Annotated in this window: 16 protein-coding genes and 4 pseudogenes; 15 read left to right on the top strand and 5 right to left on the bottom strand. The window is 34.6% G+C overall.

What is annotated here, in order from left to right; translation table 11 throughout:
* Window position 1: 1 nt before the first annotated feature.
* Genes rplA through ABWU33_RS01895 form a run of 4 tightly spaced genes read left to right on the top strand, consistent with a single transcriptional unit; the run spans window position 2 to window position 10,192 of the window.
* Complete coding sequence (gene rplA / locus ABWU33_RS01880; protein WP_250120082.1) at window positions 2-655, top strand: 50S ribosomal protein L1; 654 nt, start codon at window positions 2-4, stop codon at window positions 653-655.
* Window positions 656-667: 12 nt separating this feature from the next.
* The gene (rplJ, locus tag ABWU33_RS01885) at window positions 668-1,186 is read left to right on the top strand and encodes a 50S ribosomal protein L10 (RefSeq protein WP_007301987.1); all 519 of its coding nucleotides are present in this window, start codon (window positions 668-670) and stop codon (window positions 1,184-1,186) included.
* 26 nt (window positions 1,187-1,212) lie between these two features.
* On the top strand, window positions 1,213-1,614 hold the full coding sequence (rplL, locus tag ABWU33_RS01890; protein WP_007301986.1) for a 50S ribosomal protein L7/L12: 402 nt from the start codon (window positions 1,213-1,215) through the stop codon (window positions 1,612-1,614).
* 58 nt (window positions 1,615-1,672) lie between these two features.
* The gene (locus tag ABWU33_RS01895) at window positions 1,673-10,192 is read left to right on the top strand and encodes a DNA-directed RNA polymerase subunit beta/beta' (RefSeq protein ID WP_353280925.1); all 8,520 of its coding nucleotides are present in this window, start codon (window positions 1,673-1,675) and stop codon (window positions 10,190-10,192) included.
* Window positions 10,193-10,226: 34 nt separating this feature from the next.
* Here ABWU33_RS01895 and dusB read toward each other — a convergent pair whose 3' ends face one another.
* Window positions 10,227-11,204 carry a tRNA dihydrouridine synthase DusB gene (gene dusB / locus ABWU33_RS01900; RefSeq protein WP_410542181.1) on the bottom strand — a complete coding sequence of 326 codons (978 nt, stop codon included), beginning with the start codon at window positions 11,202-11,204 and terminating at the stop codon, window positions 10,227-10,229.
* On the bottom strand, window positions 11,185-12,693 hold the full coding sequence (locus ABWU33_RS01905; protein ID WP_353280927.1) for a hypothetical protein: 1,509 nt from the start codon (window positions 12,691-12,693) through the stop codon (window positions 11,185-11,187). Before ABWU33_RS01905 ends, dusB begins: the two co-directional genes overlap by 20 nt.
* Before the next feature lie 127 nt (window positions 12,694-12,820).
* Between ABWU33_RS01905 and serS the strand changes: the two genes are divergently transcribed.
* Both serS and purD read left to right on the top strand, forming a co-directional pair.
* The gene (serS, locus tag ABWU33_RS01910) at window positions 12,821-14,101 is read left to right on the top strand and encodes a serine--tRNA ligase (RefSeq protein ID WP_264337884.1); all 1,281 of its coding nucleotides are present in this window, start codon (window positions 12,821-12,823) and stop codon (window positions 14,099-14,101) included.
* A 31-nt stretch (window positions 14,102-14,132) separates the two neighbouring features.
* The gene (purD, locus tag ABWU33_RS01915; RefSeq protein ID WP_250120079.1) at window positions 14,133-15,404 is read left to right on the top strand and encodes a phosphoribosylamine--glycine ligase; all 1,272 of its coding nucleotides are present in this window, start codon (window positions 14,133-14,135) and stop codon (window positions 15,402-15,404) included.
* Window positions 15,405-15,727: 323 nt separating this feature from the next.
* Here purD and ABWU33_RS01920 read toward each other — a convergent pair whose 3' ends face one another.
* Window positions 15,728-16,285 carry an RDD family protein gene (locus ABWU33_RS01920; RefSeq protein WP_250120078.1) on the bottom strand — a complete coding sequence of 186 codons (558 nt, stop codon included), beginning with the start codon at window positions 16,283-16,285 and terminating at the stop codon, window positions 15,728-15,730.
* A gap of 89 nt (window positions 16,286-16,374) precedes the next feature.
* On the opposite strand from ABWU33_RS01920, the gene icd reads away from it, so the two are divergent.
* The 3 genes and pseudogenes from icd to ABWU33_RS01935 all read left to right on the top strand — a co-directional run.
* Window positions 16,375-17,793, top strand: coding sequence for an isocitrate dehydrogenase (gene icd / locus ABWU33_RS01925; RefSeq protein WP_353280930.1), 1,419 nt, complete (start codon window positions 16,375-16,377; stop codon window positions 17,791-17,793).
* An 82-nt stretch (window positions 17,794-17,875) separates the two neighbouring features.
* Entirely contained in the window at window positions 17,876-19,177 is a 1,302-nt protein-coding gene (locus ABWU33_RS01930; RefSeq protein WP_211908487.1) for a molecular chaperone DnaJ, read from the top strand.
* A gap of 21 nt (window positions 19,178-19,198) precedes the next feature.
* A pseudogene (locus tag ABWU33_RS01935) lies at window positions 19,199-19,435 on the top strand (endonuclease III domain-containing protein); the annotation flags it as partial.
* 198 nt (window positions 19,436-19,633) lie between these two features.
* On the opposite strand, the pseudogene ABWU33_RS01940 reads toward ABWU33_RS01935, so the two are convergent.
* A pseudogene (locus ABWU33_RS01940) lies at window positions 19,634-20,582 on the bottom strand (IS110 family transposase).
* A gap of 219 nt (window positions 20,583-20,801) precedes the next feature.
* On the opposite strand from ABWU33_RS01940, the pseudogene ABWU33_RS01945 reads away from it, so the two are divergent.
* From ABWU33_RS01945 to tnpA (ABWU33_RS01970), 6 genes and pseudogenes are all read left to right on the top strand, one after another.
* A pseudogene (locus ABWU33_RS01945) lies at window positions 20,802-21,218 on the top strand (endonuclease III domain-containing protein); the annotation flags it as partial.
* Between the two features lie 279 nt (window positions 21,219-21,497).
* Window positions 21,498-21,612 (top strand): annotated as a pseudogene (locus ABWU33_RS01950) (IS5/IS1182 family transposase); the annotation flags it as partial.
* A gap of 114 nt (window positions 21,613-21,726) precedes the next feature.
* Window positions 21,727-22,332, top strand: a complete 606-nt coding sequence (locus ABWU33_RS01955) for a cell cycle transcriptional regulator TrcR (protein WP_264337633.1) — start codon at window positions 21,727-21,729, stop codon at window positions 22,330-22,332.
* A 194-nt stretch (window positions 22,333-22,526) separates the two neighbouring features.
* Entirely contained in the window at window positions 22,527-23,933 is a 1,407-nt protein-coding gene (rho, locus tag ABWU33_RS01960) for a transcription termination factor Rho (RefSeq protein ID WP_250120075.1), read from the top strand.
* A gap of 290 nt (window positions 23,934-24,223) precedes the next feature.
* A complete protein-coding gene (gene tnpA, locus ABWU33_RS01965; protein WP_265024376.1) occupies window positions 24,224-24,661 on the top strand; it encodes an IS200/IS605 family transposase in 438 nt (145 codons plus the stop codon).
* 154 nt (window positions 24,662-24,815) lie between these two features.
* On the top strand, window positions 24,816-25,253 hold the full coding sequence (gene tnpA / locus ABWU33_RS01970) for an IS200/IS605 family transposase (RefSeq protein WP_265024376.1): 438 nt from the start codon (window positions 24,816-24,818) through the stop codon (window positions 25,251-25,253).
* A 136-nt stretch (window positions 25,254-25,389) separates the two neighbouring features.
* Here the strand turns inward: tnpA (ABWU33_RS01970) and guaB are convergent, their stop codons facing one another.
* Window positions 25,390-26,877, bottom strand: a complete 1,488-nt coding sequence (guaB, locus tag ABWU33_RS01975; protein WP_353280933.1) for an IMP dehydrogenase — start codon at window positions 26,875-26,877, stop codon at window positions 25,390-25,392.
* Between the last annotated feature and the right edge of the window lie 54 nt (window positions 26,878-26,931).

Below are 26,931 nucleotides of genomic sequence, written 5' to 3' on the forward strand. Positions count from 1 at the left end.
AATGAGTACATATAATGATAATTCTAAGCAGTGTTTGGAGAAGATTGTTGAGTCTGCTTCAGCAAAATTTAATGAATCAGTTGATATCGCAGTCAATTTAGGTGTAGATTCACGTAAATCTGAAGAGCAGGTGCGTGGTACAGTAGTTTTGCCTAAAGGTATCGGGAAGAATATTAAAGTAGCTGTTTTTGCTCAAGATAAACATTTATTAGAAGCTGAAAAAGCTGGTGCTGATATTACAGGAGGAGAAGATTTGGTTGAAGAGATAAAAAAAGGTAGAAAGTTGAATGTTGATTGGTGCATCACTACTCCTGATTTCATGGCAAAAATCACTTCTATTGCAAAAATATTGGGTGCTAAAGGGCTGATGCCTAACCCTAAATTTGGTACTGTGACTTCTAACATTGCGGAAGCTACTAAAACCATTAAGTCTGGTCAAATAAAATTCAGGACGGATAAAAATGGTGTTATTCATGGTAAATTAGGAAGTATTAAATTTGATATTGATGATTTGCTGGAAAATTTAAAAGCCTTTCTTAAAGTAATTAGAGACAATAAACCTGCTTCTGTGAAAGGAGTTTACTTTAAAAGCGTTTTTTTAAATTCAACTATGGGTAAAGCTCATAAAATAAACAAAGTAGAAGATATAATTTAAGGGAGCGAAATTGTGAAGCGTAAAGATAAGGATGAATTTATACAAAACATAATGAATGTGTTTGTAAATAATGATTTCTTAATATTGGTAAATTTCAAGTCTATGAATGTTAGCAATTCATTAATTCTTAGGAATAGTCTAAAATCTGTAATGGGTGGGATGTTAGTAGTTAAAAATACTCTAGCTTGCTTGGCTTTGGAAAGGACTGGTAAATTTTCTTATTTATCAGGTAAATTTTCTGGTTCTGTTGCTATTATATACTCTAGCGCTATAGTAGAAGCTGCAAAGTTAATAGTTGATTTTATTAATGCTAACAAAGAAAAAATGTCTGTGATTTGTGCGGCTCATATAAATGAATTATTAACAGTGGAAGATGTTAATAAATTGGCTAAGCTTCCCTCTCTGGATGAATTACGTGTTAAAATTATGCGTTTAATATCTTATGATATTCCTGCTCGGTTAGCATTGTCTATTAATTCATCTTCTATGAGGCTTATGAGAGTTTTGGATTACTATAGTTCTAAAAAATAAATTTGTTGTTAAATAAGGTGGTCAGTATGAATAATGTAACAAGTGATTTGGTTGATAAAATATTATCTTTAAATCTATTAGAAGCTTCTGAACTTGTAAAAGTTCTAGAAGAAAAAATAGGGTTGCCTAGTGGTTCTTTTCTTGGTGGAGCTGTTGGTGCTGGGGTGCCTATTAGTGATAATGCTAATGCTCCTGTTGCTCAAGAAAAAGCTGAATATAAAGTTGTAATCAAAGAGATTGATGCAAGCAAAAAAATAGGAGTGATTAAAGCTATTAGAGAAGTTAATTCTACATTGAATTTAAAAGAAGCGAAAGAATTAGTTGAGTCTTTACCCAAAGATTTGACTGCTAATGTTTCTAAAGACGAAGCAGAAAAAATAAAGCAAAAACTTATTGAAGCAGGAGCAACTAAAGTTGAGCTTGAATAAAATGTTAGTATATTAATTTTATGTTGATATAGCTCTTTTAATTAGTGAAGGTATTTTAATGGTTGATTCTTCTTATATGTGTGCTTCTAGTGCTTTTGTTCCTAGAGTTTCTTATTCCAGGTCGATTGATTTAAAAGATTCTTTGTTGGATTTGGTTAAAGTCCAAAAGGGGTCATATAATTCCTTTACTCCTAATGATGAGAGTAATGAAAGACTTGAAGCTATCTTTCATACAATTTTTCCAATATCTGATCCTTTGCATAGGGCTACTATCGAATTTTTGAATTGTAGGGTAGATGATCTTAAGTATAGTGAATCTGAATGTATAAAACGTGGTATAACTTTTTCTGCTCAGGTTATTGCTTCTATACGTCTTGTTATTATGCAGGATGGTGTTTCTCTTGAAAAATATCAAGAGATTAAAGAAGATGATGATCATTCTAAGCTTGCAACTGTTATAAAATCTGCTGAAGAGCAGGAGGTTCGCTTTTGTGAACTGCCTATGATGACTGATAAAGGTACTTTCATCATCAATGGCGTAGAGAAAGTTATCGTTTCACAAATGCATAGATCTCCTGGAGTGTTTTTTGATAGTGATAAGGGAAAAACTTACAATTCTGGCAAATTAATCTATTCTGCTAGAGTTATTCCTTATAGAGGTTCTTGGCTTGATATTGAGTTTGATGTTAAAGATCATTTGTATTTTCGTATTGATAGAAAGAGAAAGTTGCCAATATCAGTTTTATTAAAGGCTTTGGGCTTATCAAACAATGACATACTTAATAAATTTTATGAAAAAATAGAGTATATAAAACATAAAAGTGGCTGGAGAGTACCTTTTTCCCCTGATAAATTCAAGGGAGTGAGGCTTCCTTTTGATTTAAAGAATGTTGAAGGCAATGTGTTACTTAAAGCTAATGTTCGTATTACTTCAAAATTAGCTAAAAATCTATATGATAACGGATTGAAAGAGTATCTAATTACTTATGATTCTATATGTGGTTTATTTCTTGCAGAAGATTTAATAGATAGTGCTAGTTCTACAAAAGTCTTATCTGCTGGTGAATCTATAAAATTAGAGGATATAAAAAAGCTTGAATTATTATCTATAGATAAAATATCAGTGTTGAACATAGATAATGTTTCTGTTGGACCTTACATATTAAACACACTTTTCTTAGATGAAAACATGTCTTATGAGAACGCTCTATATGAAATATATAAGGTTTTGCGTCCTGGTGAAGTTCCTGTTTTAAAGATAGTAGAGGAGTTTTTTCGTAATCTTTTCTTCAGTTCGGAATATTATGATTTGTCTAACATTGGTAGATTAAAACTTAACTCTTGCCTTGGGTTAAATTATGAGGAAAATTTAACTACTTTAACACATGAAGACATTATTGAAATTATAAGAAAAATAGTATTGTTACGTGATGGTCAAGGATCTGTAGATGATATTGATCATTTAGCAAATAGAAGAGTCCGTTCAGTTGGAGAGTTTATAGAAAATCAATTTAGAACTGGATTATTAAAATTGGGACGGGCAGTAGTTGATTCTATGTCTACTTCTAGTTTAGATAAAGTCTCTCCATCTGATTTTATAAATCCAAAAGTGTTAACCAATGTCTTAAGAGATTTTTTCAACTCTTCCCAATTATCTCAATTTATGGATCAGACTAATCCATTATCTGAAATAACACATAAAAGAAGGTTGTCAGCGTTAGGTCCTGGTGGTTTAACAAGAGAGAGGGCGGGATTTGAAGTGCGTGATGTTCATCCAACTCATTACGGAAGAATTTGCCCTATTGAAACTCCTGAGGGGCAGAATATAGGCTTAATTAACAGCTTAGCTATATACGCTCGTATTAATAAATATGGGTTCATTGAAAGTCCTTATAGGAAAGTAGTTAATAAGGTTGTTACTGATCAAATTGAGTATCTGTCTGCTATAGATGAAGGTTTATATTATATAGCCGATACCAGCGCAAAGCTTGATGAGAACAACTGCTTTGTTGATGATATGTTATACTGTAGGTATGCTGGTACCTTTGTAATGGTAAATAGTAGTCAAGTAAGTTACATTGATTTATCTCCTAAGCAGGTAATATCGGTTGCTGCTTCTTTAATTCCATTTTTAGAAAATGATGATGCTAATAGAGCGTTAATGGGTTCAAATATGCAGCGTCAAGCTGTACCTTTATTGAAGCCTACTGCTCCTTTGGTTGCTACTGGCATGGAATCTTTCGTAGCTTCTGGCTCTGGTGCTGTAGTTTTAGCAAAACGTGGTGGCATAGTTGACAGCTCAGATAGTAACTCTATAGTTATACGTGCTTTTGACAAAGGAGGAATTAACTACTTGGATGTAGATATTTATCATCTAAGAAAATTTCAGCGTTCTAACCATAATACTTGTATTAACCAGAAACCACTGGTGCATGTAGGTGATTGTGTTAAGGAAGGTGATGTGATAGCTGATGGTCCTGCTATTAATAACGGTGAATTGGCACTTGGCCAAAACTTGCTAGTCGCTTTTATGTCTTGGCAAGGTTATAATTTTGAAGACTCAATCATTATTTCTAGTGAAGTTGTTAAAAAAGATCTATTTACTTCTATTCATATAGAAGAATTTGAATGTGTTGTACATGACACTCCTTTAGGGTCGGAAAAAATAACTCGTGCCATACCCGGTGTTAATGAAGAAAATCTTTATCACTTGGATGATAGTGGTATAGTAAAGGTTGGTACAAGAGTTGGTCCAGGTTATATTTTGGTGGGGAAAGTTACACCTAAGCATTCTCTTTCATTGCCTCCTGAGACAAAATTGTTAATGACAATTTTTGGTGAAAAGTCATTTGATTGTGTGGATTCCTCTTTATATACATCTCCAGATATTGAAGGGATAGTAATTGATGTGCAGGTCTTTACACGCAGAGGGGAAGAAGAAAACGAAAGGGCATTTCTTATTAAACAAAAAGAGGCAAACGACTTTGAGAAAGAACGAGACCATATAATCAATGTTATTAATCAATATTTCTATGATGAATTAAGAAAAATTCTTATTAATTCTGGCTCTCAAGATCGAGAAAGTATTAATTTTATTGAACGTGAGGGATGGTGGGATATAGGATTGAAAAACCAATCTATTTCTAAGCAAGTTGAGAGCTTAAAAAAAGATTTTGATGAAAAAGTATCACATGCGATAGCAAACTTTAAGCGAAAAGTAGAAAAATTGCATGAAGGCTATGATCTGCCTCAAGGTGTGTCGATGTCAGTAAAAGTTTTTATTGCTGTAAAACATAGTTTGCAGCCAGGGGATAAAATGGCTGGTAGACATGGAAATAAAGGTGTGATTTCTCGAGTTGTTCCAGTAGAAGATATGCCTTATTTAGAAGATGGTACTCCTATTGATATTATTCTTAACCCTCTTGGCGTTCCTTCGCGAATGAATGTAGGTCAAATATTGGAAACGCATGTAGGTTGGGCTTGTAAAAAATTAGGAGAAAAAGTAGGCAATATTCTTGATGAGATCAATAAAATCAAACGTGCTTTTTGTGAGGCAATTAGATCTCTCAGTGATGATGATTTTGAAAAATTTGCAGCATTATATCTTGATAATAAAAAATTTGAGGATATTAATGATGATGAAATAACGGCTTCTATTTTAGATACGCCTAATAAGGATGAATTAAATAATGAATTGACTACATTAGTAGAGAATTATTTCAACTCTTGTAAAGATGCACACAGTAGTTTACGTCACTTCCTGATTGAGGTTTATAGTTGTGGCAGTAATTTATCTATTTGTAATAACATTCGCGATATTAATGATAATCACCTCATTGAATTTGCGTATAAGTTGCGTGATGGCATTCCTGTTACTGCACCTGTATTTGAAGGTCCAAAAGATGAACAAATAGTAAAGCTATTTGAACTTGCTGGATTGGATAACTCTGGGCAAGTTGTATTATATGATGGTTGCTCGGGTGAGAAGTTTGATCGCAAAGTTACAGTTGGTTACATGTACATGCTTAAGTTGCATCACTTAGTAGATGGTAAAATTCATGCGCGTTCAGTAGGACCTTATAGTTTGGTTACTCAACAACCTCTTGGAGGAAAGTCTCATTTTGGTGGTCAGCGTTTTGGTGAAATGGAATGTTGGGCATTGCAAGCCTATGGTGCTGCTTACACTTTGCAGGAAATGTTAACTGTGAAGTCTGATGATATTAATGGCAGGGTTAAGATTTATGAATCGGTAATAAAAGGTGACAGTAACTTTGAATGTGGAATTCCTGAATCCTTTAATGTCATGATAAAAGAGTTGCGTTCCTTGTGTTTTAATGTGGATTTGAAGCAAAATGACATAGTAATTGAAGATATATCTCACACTAATATCGCACAATCTTTTAATGAGGTTAGCATTTCCATTGCTAGCCCTGAAAGTATTAAACGTATGTCTTATGGAGAGATAACAGATGTTTCAACTGCAAACTACCGTACATTCAAAGTTGAGAAAGGTGGATTATTTTGTCCTAAAATTTTTGGTCCTGTCAATGATGATGAATGTTTATGTGGAAAGTACAAAAAAAGAAGACATAGGGGCCGTATATGCGAAAAATGTGGAGTAGAAGTTACATCTTCTAAAGTAAGAAGAGAAAGAATGGGTCATATAGAGCTTGCATCTCCTGTTGCTCATATATGGTTTTTGAAGTCACTTCCTTCAAGAATTGGAGCATTATTAGATATGTCTCTTAGAGATATCGAAAGTATTTTGTATAGTGATAATTATGTTGTAATAGATCCTCTTGTTTCCTCTTTTGAAAAAGGTGAAATTATTAGTGAGAAAGCTTATAATGAAGCTAAAGATAGCTATGGGGTCGATAGCTTTATAGCTATGCAAGGTGTTGAAGCTATAAGAGAATTGCTAATACGCCTTGATTTACATGAAATTAGGAAGAATTTAAGACAGGAGTTAGAGTCTGTTGCTTCTGAAATGAGAAGAAAGAAAATTATAAAGAGATTACGTATTGTTGAAAATTTTATCAAGTCTGGAAACAGACCTGAGTGGATGATACTTACAGCTATACCTATTTTACCACCTGACTTGCGTCCCTTGGTATCCCTTGAAAGTGGTCGACCTGCAGTTTCTGATTTAAATCATCATTATAGAACTATTATTAATAGAAATAATAGATTGAGAAAATTGTTAAGTTTAAATCCTCCTGAGATTATGATTCGTAATGAGAAAAGAATGTTACAAGAGGCAGTTGATTCTCTTTTTGATAATAGTCGTCGTAATGCTCTGGTAAATAAAGCTGGCGCTACTGGATATAAAAAGTCTATTAGCGATATGCTGAAAGGAAAGCAAGGTCGTTTCCGTCAGAATCTTTTAGGAAAAAGGGTAGATTACTCTGGACGTTCTGTAATAGTTGTTGGTCCAACTTTGAAACTAAATCAGTGTGGATTACCGAAAAGAATGGCTCTTGAGTTATTCAAACCTTTTGTTTACTCAAGGCTTAAAATATATGGAATGGCTCCAACTATTAAATTTGCTAGTAAGTTAATAAGAGCAGAAAAGCCAGAAGTCTGGGATATGCTTGAAGAAGTAATAAAAGAGCATCCTGTTTTGCTAAATAGAGCGCCTACGCTACATAGGCTTGGTATTCAGGCTTTTGAGCCAGTCCTTATTGAAGGTAAAGCAATACAGCTTCATCCACTTGTTTGTACAGCATTTAACGCTGACTTTGATGGTGATCAAATGGCGGTACATGTGCCAATTTCATTGGAAGCTCAACTTGAAGCTAGAGTGTTGATGATGTCAATTAATAACGTTTTAAGTCCTTCTAATGGAAGACCGATTATAGTTCCTAGTAAAGATATAGTGCTTGGTATATACTACCTAACTTTACAGCAACTTAAGGAGGATGATTTACCACTTTTCTGTGCCTTTTGTGAAGTTGAGCATTCCTTAAACAACGGTACTCTACATATTCATTCTCATATAAAGTACAAAATGGAATACATCAATAGCGATGGAAACATTCAGTATAAAACTATTTTTACAACTCCTGGACGTTTAATATTATGGCAGATTTTTCCTAAACATAAGAATCTAAGCTTCGATTTAATAAATCAGGTATTAACAGTTAAGGAAATAACTAGCATTGTTGATTTAGTATATCGTAGCTGCGGTCAAAGTGCTACAGTGGTATTTTCTGATAAATTGATGACACTTGGCTTTGAGTATGCTACATTTTCCGGTACTTCTTTTAGTCGTTGCGATATGGTCATACCTGAAACTAAAGCTACACACGTTGATTATACAAGGGGTGAAATTAAGAAATTTTCTGCACAGTATCAAGACGGACTAATCACTAAAAGTGAGAGGTATAATAAAGTTATAGATGAGTGGTCTAAGTGCACAGATATAATAGCGAATGATATGTTAAAAGCGATATCTCTGTATGATGAAAATAGTAAGTACAATTCAATATATATGATGGTTAGCTCCGGTGCAAGAGGTTCTACTTCCCAGATGAAGCAGTTAGCAGGAATGCGAGGGTTAATGACCAAACCTTCTGGTGAAATTATAGAAACACCTATAATTTCTAATTTTCGCGAAGGATTAAATGTATTTGAATACTTTAATTCTACTCACGGTGCGCGTAAAGGTTTAGCTGATACTGCACTTAAAACTGCAAACTCTGGATACTTAACTCGTCGCTTGGTTGATGTATCTCAAAATTGCATAGTTACAAAACATGACTGTAAAACGAAAAATGGCCTTATTGTAAGAGCTATAGTTGAAGGTAGTACTATAGTTGCATCTCTAGAGAGTGTTGTACTGGGTAGAACAGCTGCAAATGATATATATAACCCAGTAACCAAAGAGTTATTATTAAAAGCAGGAGAACTAATTGATGAAGATAAAGTAAAGCAAATCAACATTGCAGGTCTTGATGCTATAAAAATTAGATCGCCTTTAACTTGTGAAATAAGTCCTGGTGTGTGTTCTTTGTGTTATGGAAGAGACCTTGCAACTGGTAAAATTGTTTCAATAGGTGAAGCAGTTGGTGTTATCGCTGCTCAATCTGTTGGAGAGCCAGGTACTCAGTTAACGATGCGTACTTTCCATATAGGTGGGGTAATGACTAGAGGTGTTGAATCCTCAAATATTATAGCTTCTATTAATGCTAGAATAAAACTAAACAATAGTAATATAATTATAGATAAAAACGGAAATAAAATTGTGATAAGCCGTTCCTGTGAAGTCGTTTTAATTGATAGCCTTGGTAGTGAAAAATTGAAGCACAGTGTGCCTTATGGTGCTAAACTTTATGTAAATGAGGGTGAGTTAGTAAAAATTGGTGATAAAGTTGCGGAATGGGATCCGTATACACTACCTATTATTACGGAAAAGAGTGGTACAATATCTTACCAGGATTTAAAAGATGGAATTTCAATCACTGAAGTGATGGATGAATCTACAGGAATATCAAATAGAGTAGTAAAAGATTGGAAATTGCACTCTGGTGTAGCTAATTTACGTCCTCGTATTGCACTGCTTGATGATAATGAAAAAGTAATAACACTTTCAAGTGGTGTGGAAGCATGTTACTTTATACCAGTTGGTGCAGTGCTTAATGTACAGGATGGCCAAAAGGTTCATGTAGGTGATGTTATCACAAGAACGCCGAGAGAGTCAGTTAGAACTCGTGATATTACTGGTGGCTTGCCTAAGGTTATAGAATTATTTGAAGCACGTCGTCCTAAAGAGCATGCTATCGTTAGTGAAATAGATGGCTATGTAACGTTCTCTGAAAAAGACCGTAGAGGAAAACGCAGTATAGTAATTAAACCTTTAGATGAGCAAGCTTCTCCAGTTGAGTATTTAGTATCAAGAAGTAAGCATGTAATAGTCAATGAAGGTGATTTTGTGCGTAAAGGTGATTTATTGATGGATGGCGATCCTGATCTTCATGATATTCTACGTGTGCTTGGGTTAGAAGCGTTAGCACACTATATGATTTCTGAAATACAGCAAGTTTATAGATTGCAAGGTGTGCGCATAGATAACAAGCATTTAGAAGTGATCTTAAAGCAAATGCTACAAAAAGTAGAAATTACCGATCCTGGTGATACTATGTACTTAATTGGAGAAAATATCGACAGGCTGGAAATTGATAGAGAAAATGATGCTATGAATAACTCTGGAAAACGACCTGCTCATTATCTTCCTATTCTGCAGGGAATTACTAGAGCAAGCCTTGAAACTAATTCCTTTATTTCTGCTGCCTCTTTCCAAGAAACAACAAAAGTACTTACGGAAGCAGCATTTTGTGGAAAGAGTGATCCTTTGAGTGGGTTAAAAGAAAATGTTATAGTAGGAAGATTAATTCCTGCTGGTACGGGTTTGGTTATGAATAAGGTGAAAGCACTTTCGCTTTGTGAAAATATAGATAAATATGAAAAATATTTTGATATTGAGACTTATGACGAAAAATTGCTGAGTGATAATAGTTATCAATTACATTCTGATGAAGAAGAGAGTGTGGTGGTATCGCACTATGATCAGTCAAGTTGAATATAGCTAATGAGGTAGTATGTTTAATCTGTTTTTAACTAAAAAAATCAATTATATTTTCTTTCACCTCTGTGCTGTCTATTATGTTATTTACTCTTACACGAAATTCAGATGAGTTTTGAAGCCCGCTACTGTACCATCCTATATGTTTGCGGGCCATCTTTATTCCTGTATCGCTTCCATAGTACTCAAGAATACTGTCATAATGCTTGAGTATTATGCTTAATCTCTCTGAGGCTGTTGGCTCAGAAACTTTATTTCCACTCAAAAAGTTTATTGCTTGATTAATCAGCCAAGGTTTGCCGTAAGCACCACGACCTATCATTACTCCATCTGCTCCAGATTCTTTAAGTGCACTTTGAACATCATTCAAACTCTTAATATCTCCATTTACTATAACTGGAATTTTTACCTGCTCTTTAACATTTCTAACGAATTTCCAATCTGCTTGACCATTATAAAGCTGTGCCCTTGTCCTTCCATGTACAGTAATCATCTTTGCTCCCAAATCTTCTGCAATTTTTGCCAAGCGCGGAGCATTACGATTTTCGTCATTCCATCCAGTACGCATTTTTACTGTAACTGGCACACTCACTGCCTTGACTACAGCTTCTATTATCTCAGCAGCCTTTTTTTCATCACGCATAAGTGCTGACCCTGCGTAACCGTTTACAACTTTTTTAACTGGACAACCAAAATTTATATCTATGATTTTTGCACCCATGCCCTCATTTAACTTTGCAGCTTCCGCCATAACATCAGGCTCACAACCAGCAAGTTGTACAGCGGTTAGTTCATCGACTTTTGCTTTTTGCATGCTCTGGCGAGTTTGCATGATCATAGCTCTGCTTGCAATCATTTCTGAGACTAGCAAACTTGCACCAAGTTTCTTTACAATACTCCTAAATGGATAGTCAGTCACTCCAGACATTGGCGCTAAAATAACTGGAGAATCAATAGTTAGATTTCCTACTTGGAGAGACACAGGCTTTCTAGTTGCTAAAAAATGCATTTTTGACACTGTTATAAGCTGTTATTATAACATCTTGCACAAATGAACTTGTGGTAGGTTGTGTTTCCTCTTTCTTACTATCTTCAAGACTAAGCTGCTGTAGAGCATCATGTAAAATTCCACCTTCAGCAATAGCTTCTTTCCACTCTTCGTCCTCCATAAGTGCTTTTGTAAACTCTCTTCTTTTCTTTTGCAATTGTTCTGAACTAGGTTTGTATTTTGATAACTCTCTGTCAATTTCATCAAATGATTTATCCTCGTTGAACATTTGCGTAATCCTATGAGCATTTTCTAAAGCAAACACTCCACAATTACAGCCATCTTTTTGCTGCTTAGTTGGTGAGCTTCTTATGTTGTCATCATTTCCTATCTCCAACGTTTCCTGCAATATACTCACTATATAATTGCCATCAATTTGCTTACTAACTAATTTGTTTTTGTGTTTTCTTGCGCAATTTAATGTTTCTTGAACATCATCTTTTTTTTCCTTAAGGATGACATTGTCTGGATTATTTTCTTTTTCCCTTATCAAATCTCCGATTTCATTGTCTAAAGGCTCCACACATTCCGCAGTAATCTCATTAGCAAGACTTATATTATCTTTTATTGTTCCATCAATCTTATTTGGTAATTGAGTGCCAAATGAGTCACAATAGTAAGCTCTAAATTGTTTATTTGTTGATTCATATGTACCGACTAATGTTACCCAATGATAATTTCCTATATTAACAACTGCAGTAAATGTTTTTTTTGAGTTTTCCCGCTTTACTTCATTTTTGTACTCTTTTAACCTTTCATTTAATGAGTTTACATCTCCAGGAATAGAGAAAAATACATTATTCGTGGAGGATTCTGAATATCCATATTTCACTCTTGCAATATGCGCAATATCATGCTGCCGCAACAAGTAATCATATTTTTTGAGATTTGTCTGATGCATAAGAGTTTGTAAATCTCCATGAAACTCTTTGCCACCCAAACCACTATCTCCTGAAGCATTAGAATTTCTACGACTATTGTTACTTGAGGCAGGTTCACTTCCTGGTGCAATACCACTATCTGTAGATGGAGAATAGGAATTTCTACGTACCCTCTTATCCGAATCATTTGTTTGTCTTGATATAGTATCTAGTCCACTATCCAGTGATTTACTTCTTGTGAATTTTTGCTCTTTTGGACTCTTTTCTTCCTTTACAGTTCCTTTTTCATCAACATAACCTTTTACCAAGTAAAATAAAGGTTCAATAACCATCTTGTATGTCGCTGCAAGCACTATTCCCATTAAGATCCAAGCTATAGGGTTGGAGATGAGCATAGCAAGTGGTAAGGTTAAGAGGAAAGATCCCATTATCAATCCCAAACAGCCAATGGTAAATGTAGTCGCCAAATATATACAAAAAGCGTAGACAGCAAATCTTCCACTAGCCTTAAGTTTAGTGAAGTGAGTACTCTCTTTAGATTTATTGTATCTTTCTATGATGGCTAACATATTATATTTCAAGTTTATCAATTCTAGCAAATTATGAAGGTAAAATCAATATTAGCATTTATATGTAAAAATATTGAGCATTCAAAGCTTTTGAAGTAGAGTAATGATGTTAGTAATAGCACAACATATGCATGATATAGAACATATACGCAAAAACCCTAAAGGATTTGAAAAAGCAATAAAAAGCAGAGGGGTGAAAGAATTTACTACAGAAGAAATATTAGAGATAGACCATAAAAAAAGATTACTGACTACTAAATTGCAAGCTTTAAATAAGCAACGAAACGAGGTCACGGAAGAAATAAAGAGGCTTAAAATGAACAAAAGCCCATGTGAAGAACAAGTAAAGTTATCAAAAAGCATCACAAGTGAGATAGAGACAATCAGCCTCAAGGAGCAAACAGAAAAAAATAAGTTAGTGGATATTTTATCTAACTTACCAAATATTTCTGCACAAAATGTACCAATAGGTGAAGATGAGAGCTCCAACGTAGAAATCAGAAAATATGGAGAAAAAAGGCAATTTAGTTTTATGCCAAAATTTCATTATGAACTCGGAGAAAGGTTAGGCTTGATGGATTTTGAGCAAGCAGCAAAAATTTCTGGATCAAGGTTTACAATATTAAAAGGACAGTTAGCTAAGCTTGGACGAGCATTAATAAATTTTATGCTGGAAACACATGTTAATGAATTTGCCTATACTGAGGTTTATCACCCAGCCTTGGTGAAAAACGAGGCGATGTATAACGTTGGTCAGCTACCAAAATTTTCTGATGACTCATATTTAACTACCGATAAATTAAGATTAATTCCCACAAGTGAAGTAGTTTTAACAAATTTAGTTGCTGACAAAATAATAGAAGAAAAAGAACTGCCTATTCGTTTTACTGCATATTCAGAATGTTTTCGTAAAGAAGCTGGCAGTGCAGGACGAGATACAAGAGGTATGATAAGGCAACACCAATTTGGTAAAGTAGAATTAGTAAGCATCACAACTGAAGACCAGTCAAATGATGAGCTTGAACGCATGACAAATGCTGCTGAGGAAATATTAAAAAAATTAGAACTACCGTATAGAATAATGCTGCTTTGTAGTGGTGATATGGGCTTTGCTGCACAAAAGACTTATGATATAGAGGTATGGTTACCTGAGCAAAATAAGTACAGAGAAATATCAAGCTGCTCAAATTGCGGTACGTTCCAGGCAAGAAGAATGAACACTAAATACTTCTTAGAAACTGACAGAAAAACAAAAAAATACGTTCACACTTTAAACGGCTCAGCTTTAGCCATAGGAAGAACAATTGTTGCCATAATGGAGAACTATCAAAATTCCGATGGGTCAGTTACAATACCAAACGTGTTGCAAAGATACATGAGTAATGATACTGTTATAAGCAAACAATAATTTTGACATATAGAAAAGCGAGGAAATAAAGATGAAGGTTTTGGTTATAGGTTCTGGTGGGCGTGAGCATGCTTTACTTTGGGCTTTAAAGAAGTCTCCTACCTTGACTAAGTTATATGTTACTCCTGGTCGCCCGGCCATGGAGAATTTTGGAGTTCTTGTGAATATAGATATTCAAGATTCAGTGGATGTTACACAATTTTGCAAGAAAGAAAATATAGAGCTAGTGATTATTGGTCCAGAGCAGCCGATAATTAATGGCCTTGCTGATGATTTAACTGCGGAGGGGATAAACGTTTTTGCTCCAAGTCAAGCAGCTGCAAAACTTGAGGCATCAAAGTCTTTTACGAAGGAACTATGTAAACAATATGGTATACCGACCGCCAAGTATGAACGTTTTATTGATGAAAGGTTAGCTAAAAATTTTGTCCGTAGTAATAAAATAAAATTTCCGCTTGTAATTAAAGCAAATGGAATTGCAGCAGGGAAAGGCGTCATAATATGCCACACAGAAAATGAAGCTTTTTCAGCAATAGATTCAATGCTAGTGGAGAAAAATCTTGGTGAGTCAGGTGAAGAAATAATCATAGAAGAGTTTTTAATTGGAGAGGAAGTAAGTTTTTTTGCTCTTATTGATGGGTTGAAGGTAGTAACCCTTGGGTGTGCAAAAGATTACAAGAGAGTTGGTGAAAATAACGAGGGACAAAATACTGGAGGCATGGGGTCATACTCATCACCTTCGATTATAAGTAAGGAGATGGAGCAAAAAATTATTCAAAAAATAATATATCCTACAATTCAAGCACTGACTAACATGGGAACATCCTATAAAGGCGTACTCTTTGCTGGTTTAATGATTTGCAAAGATAGTCCAAAGCTTCTTGAGTATAATGTTAGGTTTGGGGATCCGGAAATACAATCTATTTTACCTAGACTTGATCCAAATTGTGATTTGTTAAAGTTGATGTTGTCAGTTGCAGAAGGCAAGTTAAATACAAAAATGGTGGAGTTTAATCACAAAACTACAGTTTGTGTAGTTGTTGCAAGTAAAGGCTATCCTGGTGATTATCAAAAAGGAGAGGTAATTAAAGGATTGGATAAAATTGAAAACATTCCTGGTGTGCTAGTTTTTCATGCTGGTACTAAGTTGGATGAAAGTGGTAATTGGATTTCCGATGGCGGAAGAGTGCTAAATATAGTAGGAGAAGGAAACACTGTGGAAGAAGCTAAAAGTAAAGTGTACTCAGCGTTAAATTTTCTAGAATGGTCAGGTGGGTTCTTCAGGTATGATATTGGTAGTTAATTTAGCTCATGCAGAAACAAAAAAAGTCACTTTGTAAGCAGTAAACTAAAGAAAAACATGATATCTGTTCAGATTCATGTGAAACCAGTGCTTCTTTTCTTGTCATGAAAGTAGCTGACACTGGGATCCAGGTTGATGAAAGCACACTAGCATAGAAAGTGGTTACAACGTTTTCGATGAGATTATATGGAAAACTGGATTCCAGTGTCAAGCACTGGAATGACACCCTCTATTATGCAAATTACCTGCTAATTGCAATGTTCGTACAGATGTGGGTCACGCGCTAGAATAACACCCTTGGTGGTAACAACTAAAGAAAAATATCAACTAGGTTTATAGTATACCACTACTGTTTTTGCAATTTTGTCATAAAATGTTTGTTTGTGCTGGTCGAATATTGTAAACATTAAAACTGAGGTTAGTACAATAAAAAAACATCCAGAAACATAATCAGGCAGAGGATAAGATAGCAAATTACAAATAGTCCACATGCCGTCCTTAAAAAAATATCTTCTTATTGCTTGTTTTAGAGTAACATTTTTAAATGTGTTTGAATCTTTTATATATATTCCGCACAGTAATTTCCCTGGAGTGCCACCAAATCTTATTGTCATTAGCATATTAAAAATTATATATATTGGTAGTATCACCATAAAAACTGTCATGCGGATAACTATCTTGTAAGTATTGTCTGCATCGTTGTATGATGTAGATGAATGATGTAGAGAATATAGAAAAAATAATATAATAAAGGCTATTATTACCCATAAAACACAATCAATTACAGATGCGAAGTCTCGCCTAAACATCCCTGCATAACTTATTTTAGTATCCATACACTTTCCATATTTTGCAATGCTATAACCAGTATAAAAGTTCATTATTAAATAACCGTAAATATGCTATTTTAGCAACATTGACCCACTTTATTATTTGAATTAACATTAAATCATTTACAATTAAGGAAGTTATGTCAACATCAGTCACAGTTGCGTATGGTGATGGTATCGGACCAGAAATTATGGAAGCGGTGCTGTCGATATTGCGTGAAGCGAAAGCAAAGATCTCAATAGATATTATTGAAATAGGGGAGCGTGTTTATAGTAAGGAATGGTCTCATGGAATTTCTCCGAGTGGTTGGGAATCTATCGAAAGGACAAAGATATTACTCAAATCTCCAACAACAACCCCTCAAGGTAAAGGGCACAAAAGCTTAAACGTTGCACTCAGAAAGAACTTAGGGCTGTATGCAAACATTAGACCATGCATTTCGTATCACCCTGTTATAGAAAATAAATTCGATAAATTTGATGTTGTTGTAATACGTGAAAATGAAGAGGACGTTTATACGGGAATAGAGCATAGGCTCACTGGTGACTCGTACCAATGCACTAAAATTATTACTAGATCTGGTTCAGAAAAAATATGCAGGTACGCTTTTGAATATGCGAAAAAACATAACAGAAAAAAAGTAACTTGCCTGACTAAAGACAACATAATGAAAATGACTGACGGCGCTTTTCATGCAGCGTTTGATCGTATTGCAAAAGAATACCCAAATATAAAGATAGAACATTATATAGTTGATATTGGAATGGCAAAAGTTGCTACAGAGCCCGAGAATTTCGATGTTATAGTAACTGAAAATCTATATGGCGACATATTATCAGACATAGTGGCACAAACCTCAGGTTCTGTAGGGCTTGCAGGAAGTAGCAATATAGGTAATGAATATGCAATGTTTGAAGCAGTGCACGGTTCTGCTCCTGATATTGCAGGAAAAAACATGGCTAATCCTTCTGGTCTTTTAAATGCCGCAGTACATATGTTGGTCTATATTGGTCAAGTGAGTACTGCAAAACTAATCTATGATGCATGGCTGAAGACTTTGGAGGATGGAATACACACTGCCGATTTATATAAGAAGAAAAGGAGTAAGCAGAAAGTTGGTACCAAAGAATTTGCAAAAGCTGTTATAGATAATCTAGGGAAAAAACCCACAACGTTATCTGAGCTTATAATTAGCAGTGATTCGGATAGTAAAATAAATAAAGTACAAGACAATTACGAACAAGATTACAAAGTTAAAAAGCTAGTGGGTAGTGATATAACGCTTGCCTGGGATAAATCCAACAATTTTGATCAAATAGTTAGGTTATTTGAATCGAGTAATCTGAAAATGATAGCAATATACTCAAAAGGACTTGCAATTTGGCCAGGAGGATCAAAGTCTTCAAGTGACCAAATAACCTGCAGGTTCATTGCAAATAATGAAATTACAAATAGTGATGTGAATAACTTGCTAGTCAAATTTGAGGAACATAATTTTGATGTGGTGAGAATGGATAAGTTGTATTTGTATGATGGGAAAGGGGGTTTCTTCTCTTAGTGGTTGCTTGATATTTTTATGCTTTTGTGAAACATTAAATATATTATACTAATAGTATCGTGTATTTATGTGAGGTGTAGTAATGAGTCAACATTTTAAGTTAACTGGTCAGGAGTTTTATGATAATAATGATCTGTTTAACGTACTAGAGATAAAAGCTGAACAAATTGTAGGTAAGGATTATCAAGCTCTTAGCAAGTTTCTGGAAAAACAATATAATAAATTGATACTTGTAAACCATCCTGACAAAGGTGGAGACAAAAATAGATTTGATCAGATTTATAAAGCTTATCAAGATCTAAAAAAGTACATTGAACCTTTGGAGTCAGGAAATCCTTGTGTTAAAGTCAGTGTTGTTGCTGAAAGTAATGGACGTTTAACGGCAAGAGAGTTTCACTATAGGAGAAAGTTGTTTAACGAGCTAAAAATCAGTGAGGAAGAAGCTGTAGGTAAAGATTTTGATGGGTTGATTGCTATACTAAAAAGAAATGATTGTTCGTTTGGAGAAGACCTAAAAAGCTATAATGAACTTCAAGCTCAAATAGAGAGGATTTTGCTAAATCCAAATTTAGATAATTCTCAGAAGAGTGTACAAAGTGCAAAGTTAATGCAAGAGTTATATCAATATATAGCAAAGCCAAGCATACAATTATTCAATTATATTACTCCTCTAAAAGAAAAGAGAAGCCTAATTGAAGAAGATAAAAAGACATTAGCATTGAAATTTATAGAGCGCAAAAATGCTCTAATGTTAGTACCAAAAATAAGTTTTCTGCCTTTAGCTATATTAACTACAATTACTATAGGTTGCTATTTTTCATGGTGGATCATAGCACTTAATATCATTATTAATAACGCCTCTCGTTTATTAGTAGGTCATTATATGAAAAAGTATGCCAATTCAGAAATTTCTATTGATGAATTCATAAGTAAGATGAGCTATATCGAGCTAAGCAGTAAATTTCTTATCAACTATCCTTTAGCTGCTTTTTCTGTTTATTTAGTTACAATAAATTTCATTGCTAATGGATTAACTGTTGGTGGAGCTGTACTTGGTTCACTATTGTTATTGGCAGTATTAATTGAAATGTTAGCTCCTGTTTTCTCAAAAGGCTGTGAAATATATGCTGAAAAGCACGCAAAAGATTTATTAGAGGAAGATCCAAGAGATAGAGTACAAAAGGAAACTAATCTGTTAGGACGGTATGATCCACGAAGGCTATTAATGCCGATAATTATGCCTCTTGTTAGAAAGTGTTTTGCAGAAGTGGCAAGCGAATTTGCTGAAAGGAATTTTGATGAGGTAAAAACTGATATGTCTGATGTTAATACTGAAGGACTATCTAATCCTCAAGCAATTGAATTTGCACAGCAAACAGTATAGTATAAGCTTTTAGCTCTATGCATGGACTCAAAAAAAGTAGAATTAATATTTGAAAAATTTCAACAGTCAAATCCTGCGCCAAAAATAGAGCTAAATTATACCAATCATTTTACGTTATTAGTTGCAATAGTTCTGTCAGCACGGACGACCGATATAAGTGTTAATAAAATTACAAAGGAGCTATTTAGTATCGCTGATACGCCAGAAAAAATGTTGAATCTTGGGCAAAGTGAGCTGAGAAAATACATAAGCAGTATCAACTATGTTTTTTAAAAAGTTTTTTATTGTGTAATTTTGCAACTTGATCCAATCATGTAGGTAATAAAAATCCATTCGTCATAGGAATAGAATTTTATGTCAAACAGCTATTGCCTGCTTAAGCCAATGAATATGTGAATAAGCACTTTAAGTTTGTGTGGACGCACAATATTCATTTCAATTACTGCTATGTAAATTTTAAACATTCAAATTAATTGCCTCTTTAAGCCTTGCATTAGCAATTACTATAATTTTACGCATTAGAGCTGTTATAGCTACCATCTTCTTCTTACCACTTTCAACAAGCTTAGAATAAAAGGTGCCAAGTGCAGATTTGGACCTTGCAGCAGACATGGCAGATGTAAAGAGCTTTGAACGAACATTACTTCTACCTCCTATAATCCTTCGGTAACCAACAGTTTTACCACTTTCCCTAGGATGAGGTGCTACTCCGGCAAGACTTGCTACTTCTTTTCTACTTAAGTAGCCAAGCTCTGGCATTAAACACAAAAAATCTTGTGATAACTTTTTGCCTATTCCAGGAACTGTTTTAAGGATTTTTTGACGTTGTTGTAGCTCATGGCTTTCATCAATAATTTTTTGTATAGTGTCATTGAGTTCGTTTATTTGATTATTGAAAAATTCAATGGTCTTCTGGCAACTTTCCTTTATATGGTCATTTTCAGGAGCTTCCAGTCTACACTTTTCCTGAGCTCTCATTTGCGTAATGTCATCACGACGTTGACAAAGTGCAACCAGGGTTGATTGTTCTTTTGATTGTAGGTACAAATAGAGAGAGAGTTCTATGGCGTTCAAATCCATATTGAGCAAGAGCCCTCGCATCTGATTTATCAGACTTTGCTACAGTTCCGTGAGACAAGATAAAGCTTTTTACTTTACGAGTATTAGCTCGATGTACTGCAATATTCTTGTCAATAAGAAAATGTGACAAACCAAGCTCATATTTTCCTGTGTTTTCCAAAGTTACTAAAGAATTAGGTAGAATATCTGAAAACTTTTGAAATAATTGTTGCCAAACATCAGAATCATTGTCAAATTTGACAGCGTTCTTCTGTTTGTGAATTGCAACGACATTTTTAAATTTTCCGATATCAATGCCAATAAAATTTTGATAAGATGTAACCATAACAAACCTCGATAGTTTTAGTTAATTTAAGATTGTAAACGGGTGCATATATATGTCCCAAGCAACTATTCAAACGTATCGAGAGATGGGCTAGTGTACCTTGATTTAAACGGTTGTAATACCAATTGGTTTTCGGTCGCACACGCCCGTGATAACTCTATTCCTATAGTGAGTAGAGTTATCTTCCCTCTTACTTCATTTATATCATGTTTTTAACTTACAATTGGTTTATATAATTCCAAAGCAAAAAATATAATCGGGCTCAGCAAAATATTGATTGAGAGGTACAATAGCAAAGTGCCTACTAATTTCGATGATTTGGTATCTTTACCAGGGGTTGGGAGAAAGAGCGCTAATGTGTTCTTAAATTCAGGGCTTGGTATTCCAACATTGGCAATTGATACTCATGTTTTTAGAGTAAGCAATAGAGTTGGGCTTGTGAAAGAAAAAGATATATTTAAAACAGAGCAATCTCTTTTGAATGTGGTTCCAAAAAAATACCTGCTTTATGCTCATCATTGGCTAGTTTTACACGGTAGATACATTTGCAAGGCACAAAAACCTTTGTGTGAAACATGCATAATTCATGATTTATGTGAGTTTGAATGCAAGAGGTTAGTATCTCTTCTTTTTTAATTCAAGTAGCTCACAGAGGTGAAAAAGATTACTTTACACATTTTTCCATTTTCCTTATCATAAGACTGAAGGTATTTTATTATCTTCAATCTGTGCAGATTAAACGACAAAAGTATTATACAGTTGGCGTCTTATTTTTAATTTTTTGCACTACGTGCACCTTATGTCTTCACAATATTTCTAGGTTTTTACCTACATAAGCTGAAACGAGCTTATAAAACGTTTAAGACAGTATAGAACGCCAATTTTCAGGATTAGAGAGTAACAACTAGCTAACGTGAGAGATCTTTTGCCTGGTTGGAAAAATGTAGGCGACTTTGGAAAAATTGCGAGCGTAAACTTAATACTAGCCTACAAATTTGCTTTTACTTCTTTCCTCCTCAAAAGATTATGAACAGGTTCTAAGAGATAAGAAATATAAACCAAAAAGCCATTGGATGACAAAGTTAATGCTTTTTTAGTTTTAATGGTTTATATTTTATTTCTATAACAGTAAAGGAATATTAAAATGGGAGATGTTTTTTCGATGTCAATGGAATCTTCTAAAGACAATAAAGATAGAAATGAACAATTTCTCATGCAAGTAGCCGCTTGGTTGGTTGATAACACTAGCTTAACTTTTGATCAAATAGCACAATGTTGCAAGTTATCCCTTGAAAAAGTACAAGACATAGCTGATGAGGAAATAGAAGTTGAAAAGTATGACCCTATTATTTCTGAAATAATTACTGAAAAAGAAATCGATAATTGCAAAAAAAATCCAAATCGTGTACCAAATTTGATTATAAAAAATATGAAAAAAAGTGCAAAGACGATTAGCTTTCTTGCCTTTGCTTCCACAGCAAGGCGTAGAGATAAACCTAATGCGATTTATTATTTGGTAAAAAAATTTCCTATCTTGAACAATAATGTGATAGCTAAGCTAGTTGGTACAACAAATTACACAGTTGAGCAGGTAAGAAATAGATCTCATCATAACATACTCAATATCAAACCTCAAGATCCTGTACTACTTGGTTTATGTAGCCAGGAAAATTTAGAAGCGGAAGTAGAAAAAGCGAAAGTAGAAGAAGAGAAGAAACAAAGATTAAAAAATATAAATAATAGCTATTGATGATTCTCAAATTCTTGTACTTTGTTAATATTAAATTGACTTGACTTGTTAGTTTTTATCAGTATAATATGAGTAAAGTATCTAGTTTAATAATAATTAAGTCTAAATACGCACTAAAAACTAGCTCAGCCTAATTTATTGTTTTATACTCACATTTTAGGTTAGTAAGCATCAATTAAAATTTTTGGAGGATTATGACAACAATCAATGAAGATGTCTTAGCAAAAGGAGAGGTTGTAGGTCAACCTGAAAAAAGCGAACAAATTCATAATGCTGACGCAGTAAAACAAATTACCAGTGAAGGTGCTGAAAAAAACAAGAAAACGTTGGACCTGAGCGAATTGAAAGAGAAAACAGCAGAAGAATTGTTAGAGCTAGCTGAAGAAAGAAAAATTTCAACTAGTGGTAAAGGCAATGGCAGGATGCTAAAACAGGAAATGATATTCAGTTTAATGAAGAAAATGAGTGAAGAAGGAGGCATAACCACAGGAAGTGGAGTAGTGGAAATATTGCCTGATGGTTTTGGTTTCTTACGTTCATCAAGTGCAAATTATGCTCCAAGTACCGATGATGTTTATATTTCCAATGGCCAAATAAAGAAGTTTAATTTACGTACAGGAGATATGGCATGTGGAGAAATAAGGCCACCTGGTGATAAGGAAAGATATTTTACTTTAACTAAGGTTCACAGTATAAACTCTACTGAAATCAGTGAATTAAGAAAGTACGTACATTTTGATAATTTGCTTCCACTTTATCCTGAAAAAAGCCTCATCCTTGAAAACAACAGTAGCGGAGATAATAAAAAAGATATAAACATGCGTGCTGTAGATATAGTTACACCTCTTGGAAAAGGACAAAGAGCATTGATAGTTGCTCCACCTCGTACAGGAAAAACGATATTGCTTCAGCAAATGGCTCACTCTATAGCTACAAATCATCCTGAAATAGAACTAATAGTATTACTTATAGATGAAAGACCCGAAGAGGTGACAGATATGATACGCTCTGTAAAGGGTGAAGTGGTAAGCTCTACATTTGATGAGCCTGCCTACCGTCATGTCCAACTTGCTGAAATAGTAATAGAAAAAGCTAAAAGAATGGTTGAACACAAAAAAGATGTAGTGATTTTGCTTGATTCTATAACTCGCCTTGCACGTGCTTATAATGCAGTTATTCCTTCGTCTGGAAAGGTTCTAACCGGTGGTGTAGATTCAAATGCGCTGCAAAGACCAAAACGCTTTTTTGGAGCAGCTCGTAATATTGAAAATGGTGGTTCTTTGACAATCATCGCTACAGCCCTTATAGAAACTGGTTCAAAAATGGATGATGTTATTTTTGAAGAGTTTAAAGGCACAGGTAATGCTGAAATTATACTAGATAGAAAACTTGCTGATAAACGTATATTCCCTGCTATTGATATTACCAAATCCGGAACAAGGAAGGAAGAGCTATTAGTTGATAAGGCCATACTAAATAAAATATGGGTATTGCGTAGGATACTTAACCCTATGGGATCTGTTGAAGCAATGGAGTTTTTACGTGACAAATTACTTTTAACAAAGAGCAATGCTGACTTTTTTAACTCCATGAATCACTAAAAGTAAGCCAATTCTAATAGAGCAAAAAAGCAAAGCTCTCTTATAGCTAAAATAATTTGGATTCATTAAAATATATTAAGCTGGCAATCTGCCTTAAGTTGCTATTCCAACTTATAGCACTGATTTTGATCAAAAATTTTATGTAGTCAGTTTATTTACAATCGATTTTCCAGTGTCAGCCACTTAGATGACATCTTTTTGACTTTCCATAAGATGGTACAAGCCTCCACCTTCTAGGTGGAGAAACTTTAGTTTGTCAATGTCATAACTGTACTTTATAAAGTATAGTTATGACGGAATATGACAAAGGAAAACACACTGTATTTTATCATAGGTACCATATAGTCTGGATTACAAAATATCGGTACAGAGTATTAACTAAGGCTATGAAGGAGAGAATACGAACAATCATAGCAGAAGTATCTGAAGAAATGGGGATTAAGATAGAAAACGGAGTAATATCATCAGATCATTTACATTTATTCGTAGTAATACCTCCTCATATAGCTGTGAGTGATTTTGTTCAAAGAGCCAAAGGCAGGTCTTCACGCAAAATTCAACAAGAATTTCCAGAGCTAAATAAAATGTACTGGGGAAAGCGTTTTTGGGGAAGAGGATACTTTAGTGCTACCAGCGGACATATCACAGATGAAGTCATTAATGAGTACATCAATAAACATACAGATGCACATCAGCCTCATTCTATATCTAGTATAAGATTGGAGTAGCTTTAGCTTCTCACCGCGCTTCCAGCGCTATATCCAACCTTTCGGCTCTCAGCCGATAGTGGTTGAGTTTCCATAAGATGGTACAAGCCTCCACCTTCTAGGTGGAGAAACTTTAGTTTGTCAATGTCATAACTGTACTTTATAAAGTATAGTTATGACGGAATATGACAAAGGAAAACACACTGTATTTTATCATAGGTACCATATAGTCTGGATTACAAAATATCGGTACAGAGTATTAACTAAGGCTATGAAGGAGAGAATACGAACAATCATAGCAGAAGTATCTGAAGAAATGGGGATTAAGATAGAAAACGGAGTAATATCATCAGATCATTTACATTTATTCGTAGTAATACCTCCTCATATAGCTGTGAGTGATTTTGTTCAAAGAGCCAAAGGCAGGTCTTCACGCAAAATTCAACAAGAATTTCCAGAGCTAAATAAAATGTACTGGGGAAAGCGTTTTTGGGGAAGAGGATACTTTAGTGCTACCAGCGGACATATCACAGATGAAGTCATTAATGAGTACATCAATAAACATACAGATGCACATCAGCCTCATTCTATATCTAGTATAAGATTGGAGTAGCTTTAGCTTCTCACCGCGCTTCCAGCGCTATATCCAACCTTTCGGCTCTCAGCCGATAGTGGTTGAGTCTTAATATTAATATGTTTATACAATTGTGTACCAGTGTTGAAATGACACACTCAAAAGGGGATTGTATTTACTCTGAATCAGATGATAAATTAGATGCTTGGTAAGCGTAATTTGGAGCTTCCTGTGTAATGATTATATCATGAGCATGACTTTCTCTTAACCCTGATGAAGTAATAGTGACAAATTTGCAGTTTTTTTTCATCTCTTCTATATTACGGTTGCCAGTGTAACCCATTGCAGCTTGCAACCCACCAATTAACTGACAGATCACTCCTGAAGCTGGACCTTTAAAAGGAACTCTTGCTTCTACTCCTTGTGGGACTAAATCGAGTTTTGAATCTTGAAAATAACGGCTAGCTGACCCTCGTTTCATTGCACTAATAGATCCCATTCCTCGATATTCCTTATATGCTCTACCCTTATACATGATAATCTCACCTGGGCTTTCCTCAGTACCAGCAAAGATTGAACCTATCATCACAGTATCAGCACCAGCTGCAATAGCTTTTGCAACATCTCCCGAATATTTTATTCCACCATCAGCAATTAGTCTGACGTTTTTTGTTTTACAAACCTCTGCAATATTCTTGATCGCAGAGAATTGTGGCATACCAACGCCTGTAACTATTCTGGTAGTACAAATTGATCCTGGCCCTATTCCAACTTTCACTGTATCAACACCAGCATCAATCAACGCTTCAGCAGCCTCTGTTGTTGTGATATTTCCGCCGATTAATTGAGTATTCGGATACATCTTTTTTATTTCCTTAATAGTACTGATAACGTTCTGGGAATGACCGTGAGCGGTATCTACAATAACCGCATCAACTTCTTCTTCGATCAAAGCTTCACATCTTTCTATACCGTCTTTTTTACCAGTACCAATTGCAGCGGCAACTCTGAGTCGACCTTTACTGTCTTTACATGAATTTGGATATCTATTGTATTTTTCGATGTCTTTAACTGTGATTAGACCTATGCAACAAGAATTTTCATCAACAACCAAAAGCTTCTCTATTCTATTTGCATGCAACAATTTCATTGCTGAGGCGCTGTTTACTGCCTGCTCTCGAACTGTTACTAACTTATCTTTTGTCATTACCTCGGAAACTTTTATATTCATGTTCTGGTCTTCAATAAACCTCACATCTCGATTAGTTAAAATTCCCACTAACTTGCGTTGATCAACTACAGGAATGCCGGAATAATTATACTCTCTCATTAATGAAACTGCTTCTGCAACTGTTTTATCTGGGGAAATTGTAATTGGGTTATACACGATCCAGCTTTCATATTTTTTCACCCTTCTTACTTCTAACACTTGTTCATCTATTGATAAATTCTTATGTATGCAACCTATTCCACCATGTTGGGCAATAGCTATTGCAAAGCCTGATTCAGTGACAGTGTCCATTGCAGAGGATATGAGAGGGATATTTAGTTCTATATTATTTGTTAGATAAGTTCTTGTGTCTGCATCACGAGGCAATACATCAGAATAGGCCGGTAAGAGAAGTACATCGTCAAACGAATAACAAGCTTCCATTTTTTTCATATGCTTTATTTAAAGCTTATACGCCAATTAATGAAATTGCAATAGAGCTTTTGC

Source organism: Wolbachia endosymbiont (group B) of Cyclophora punctaria, assembly GCF_964028235.1.
Lineage (GTDB): Bacteria > Pseudomonadota > Alphaproteobacteria > Rickettsiales > Anaplasmataceae > Wolbachia.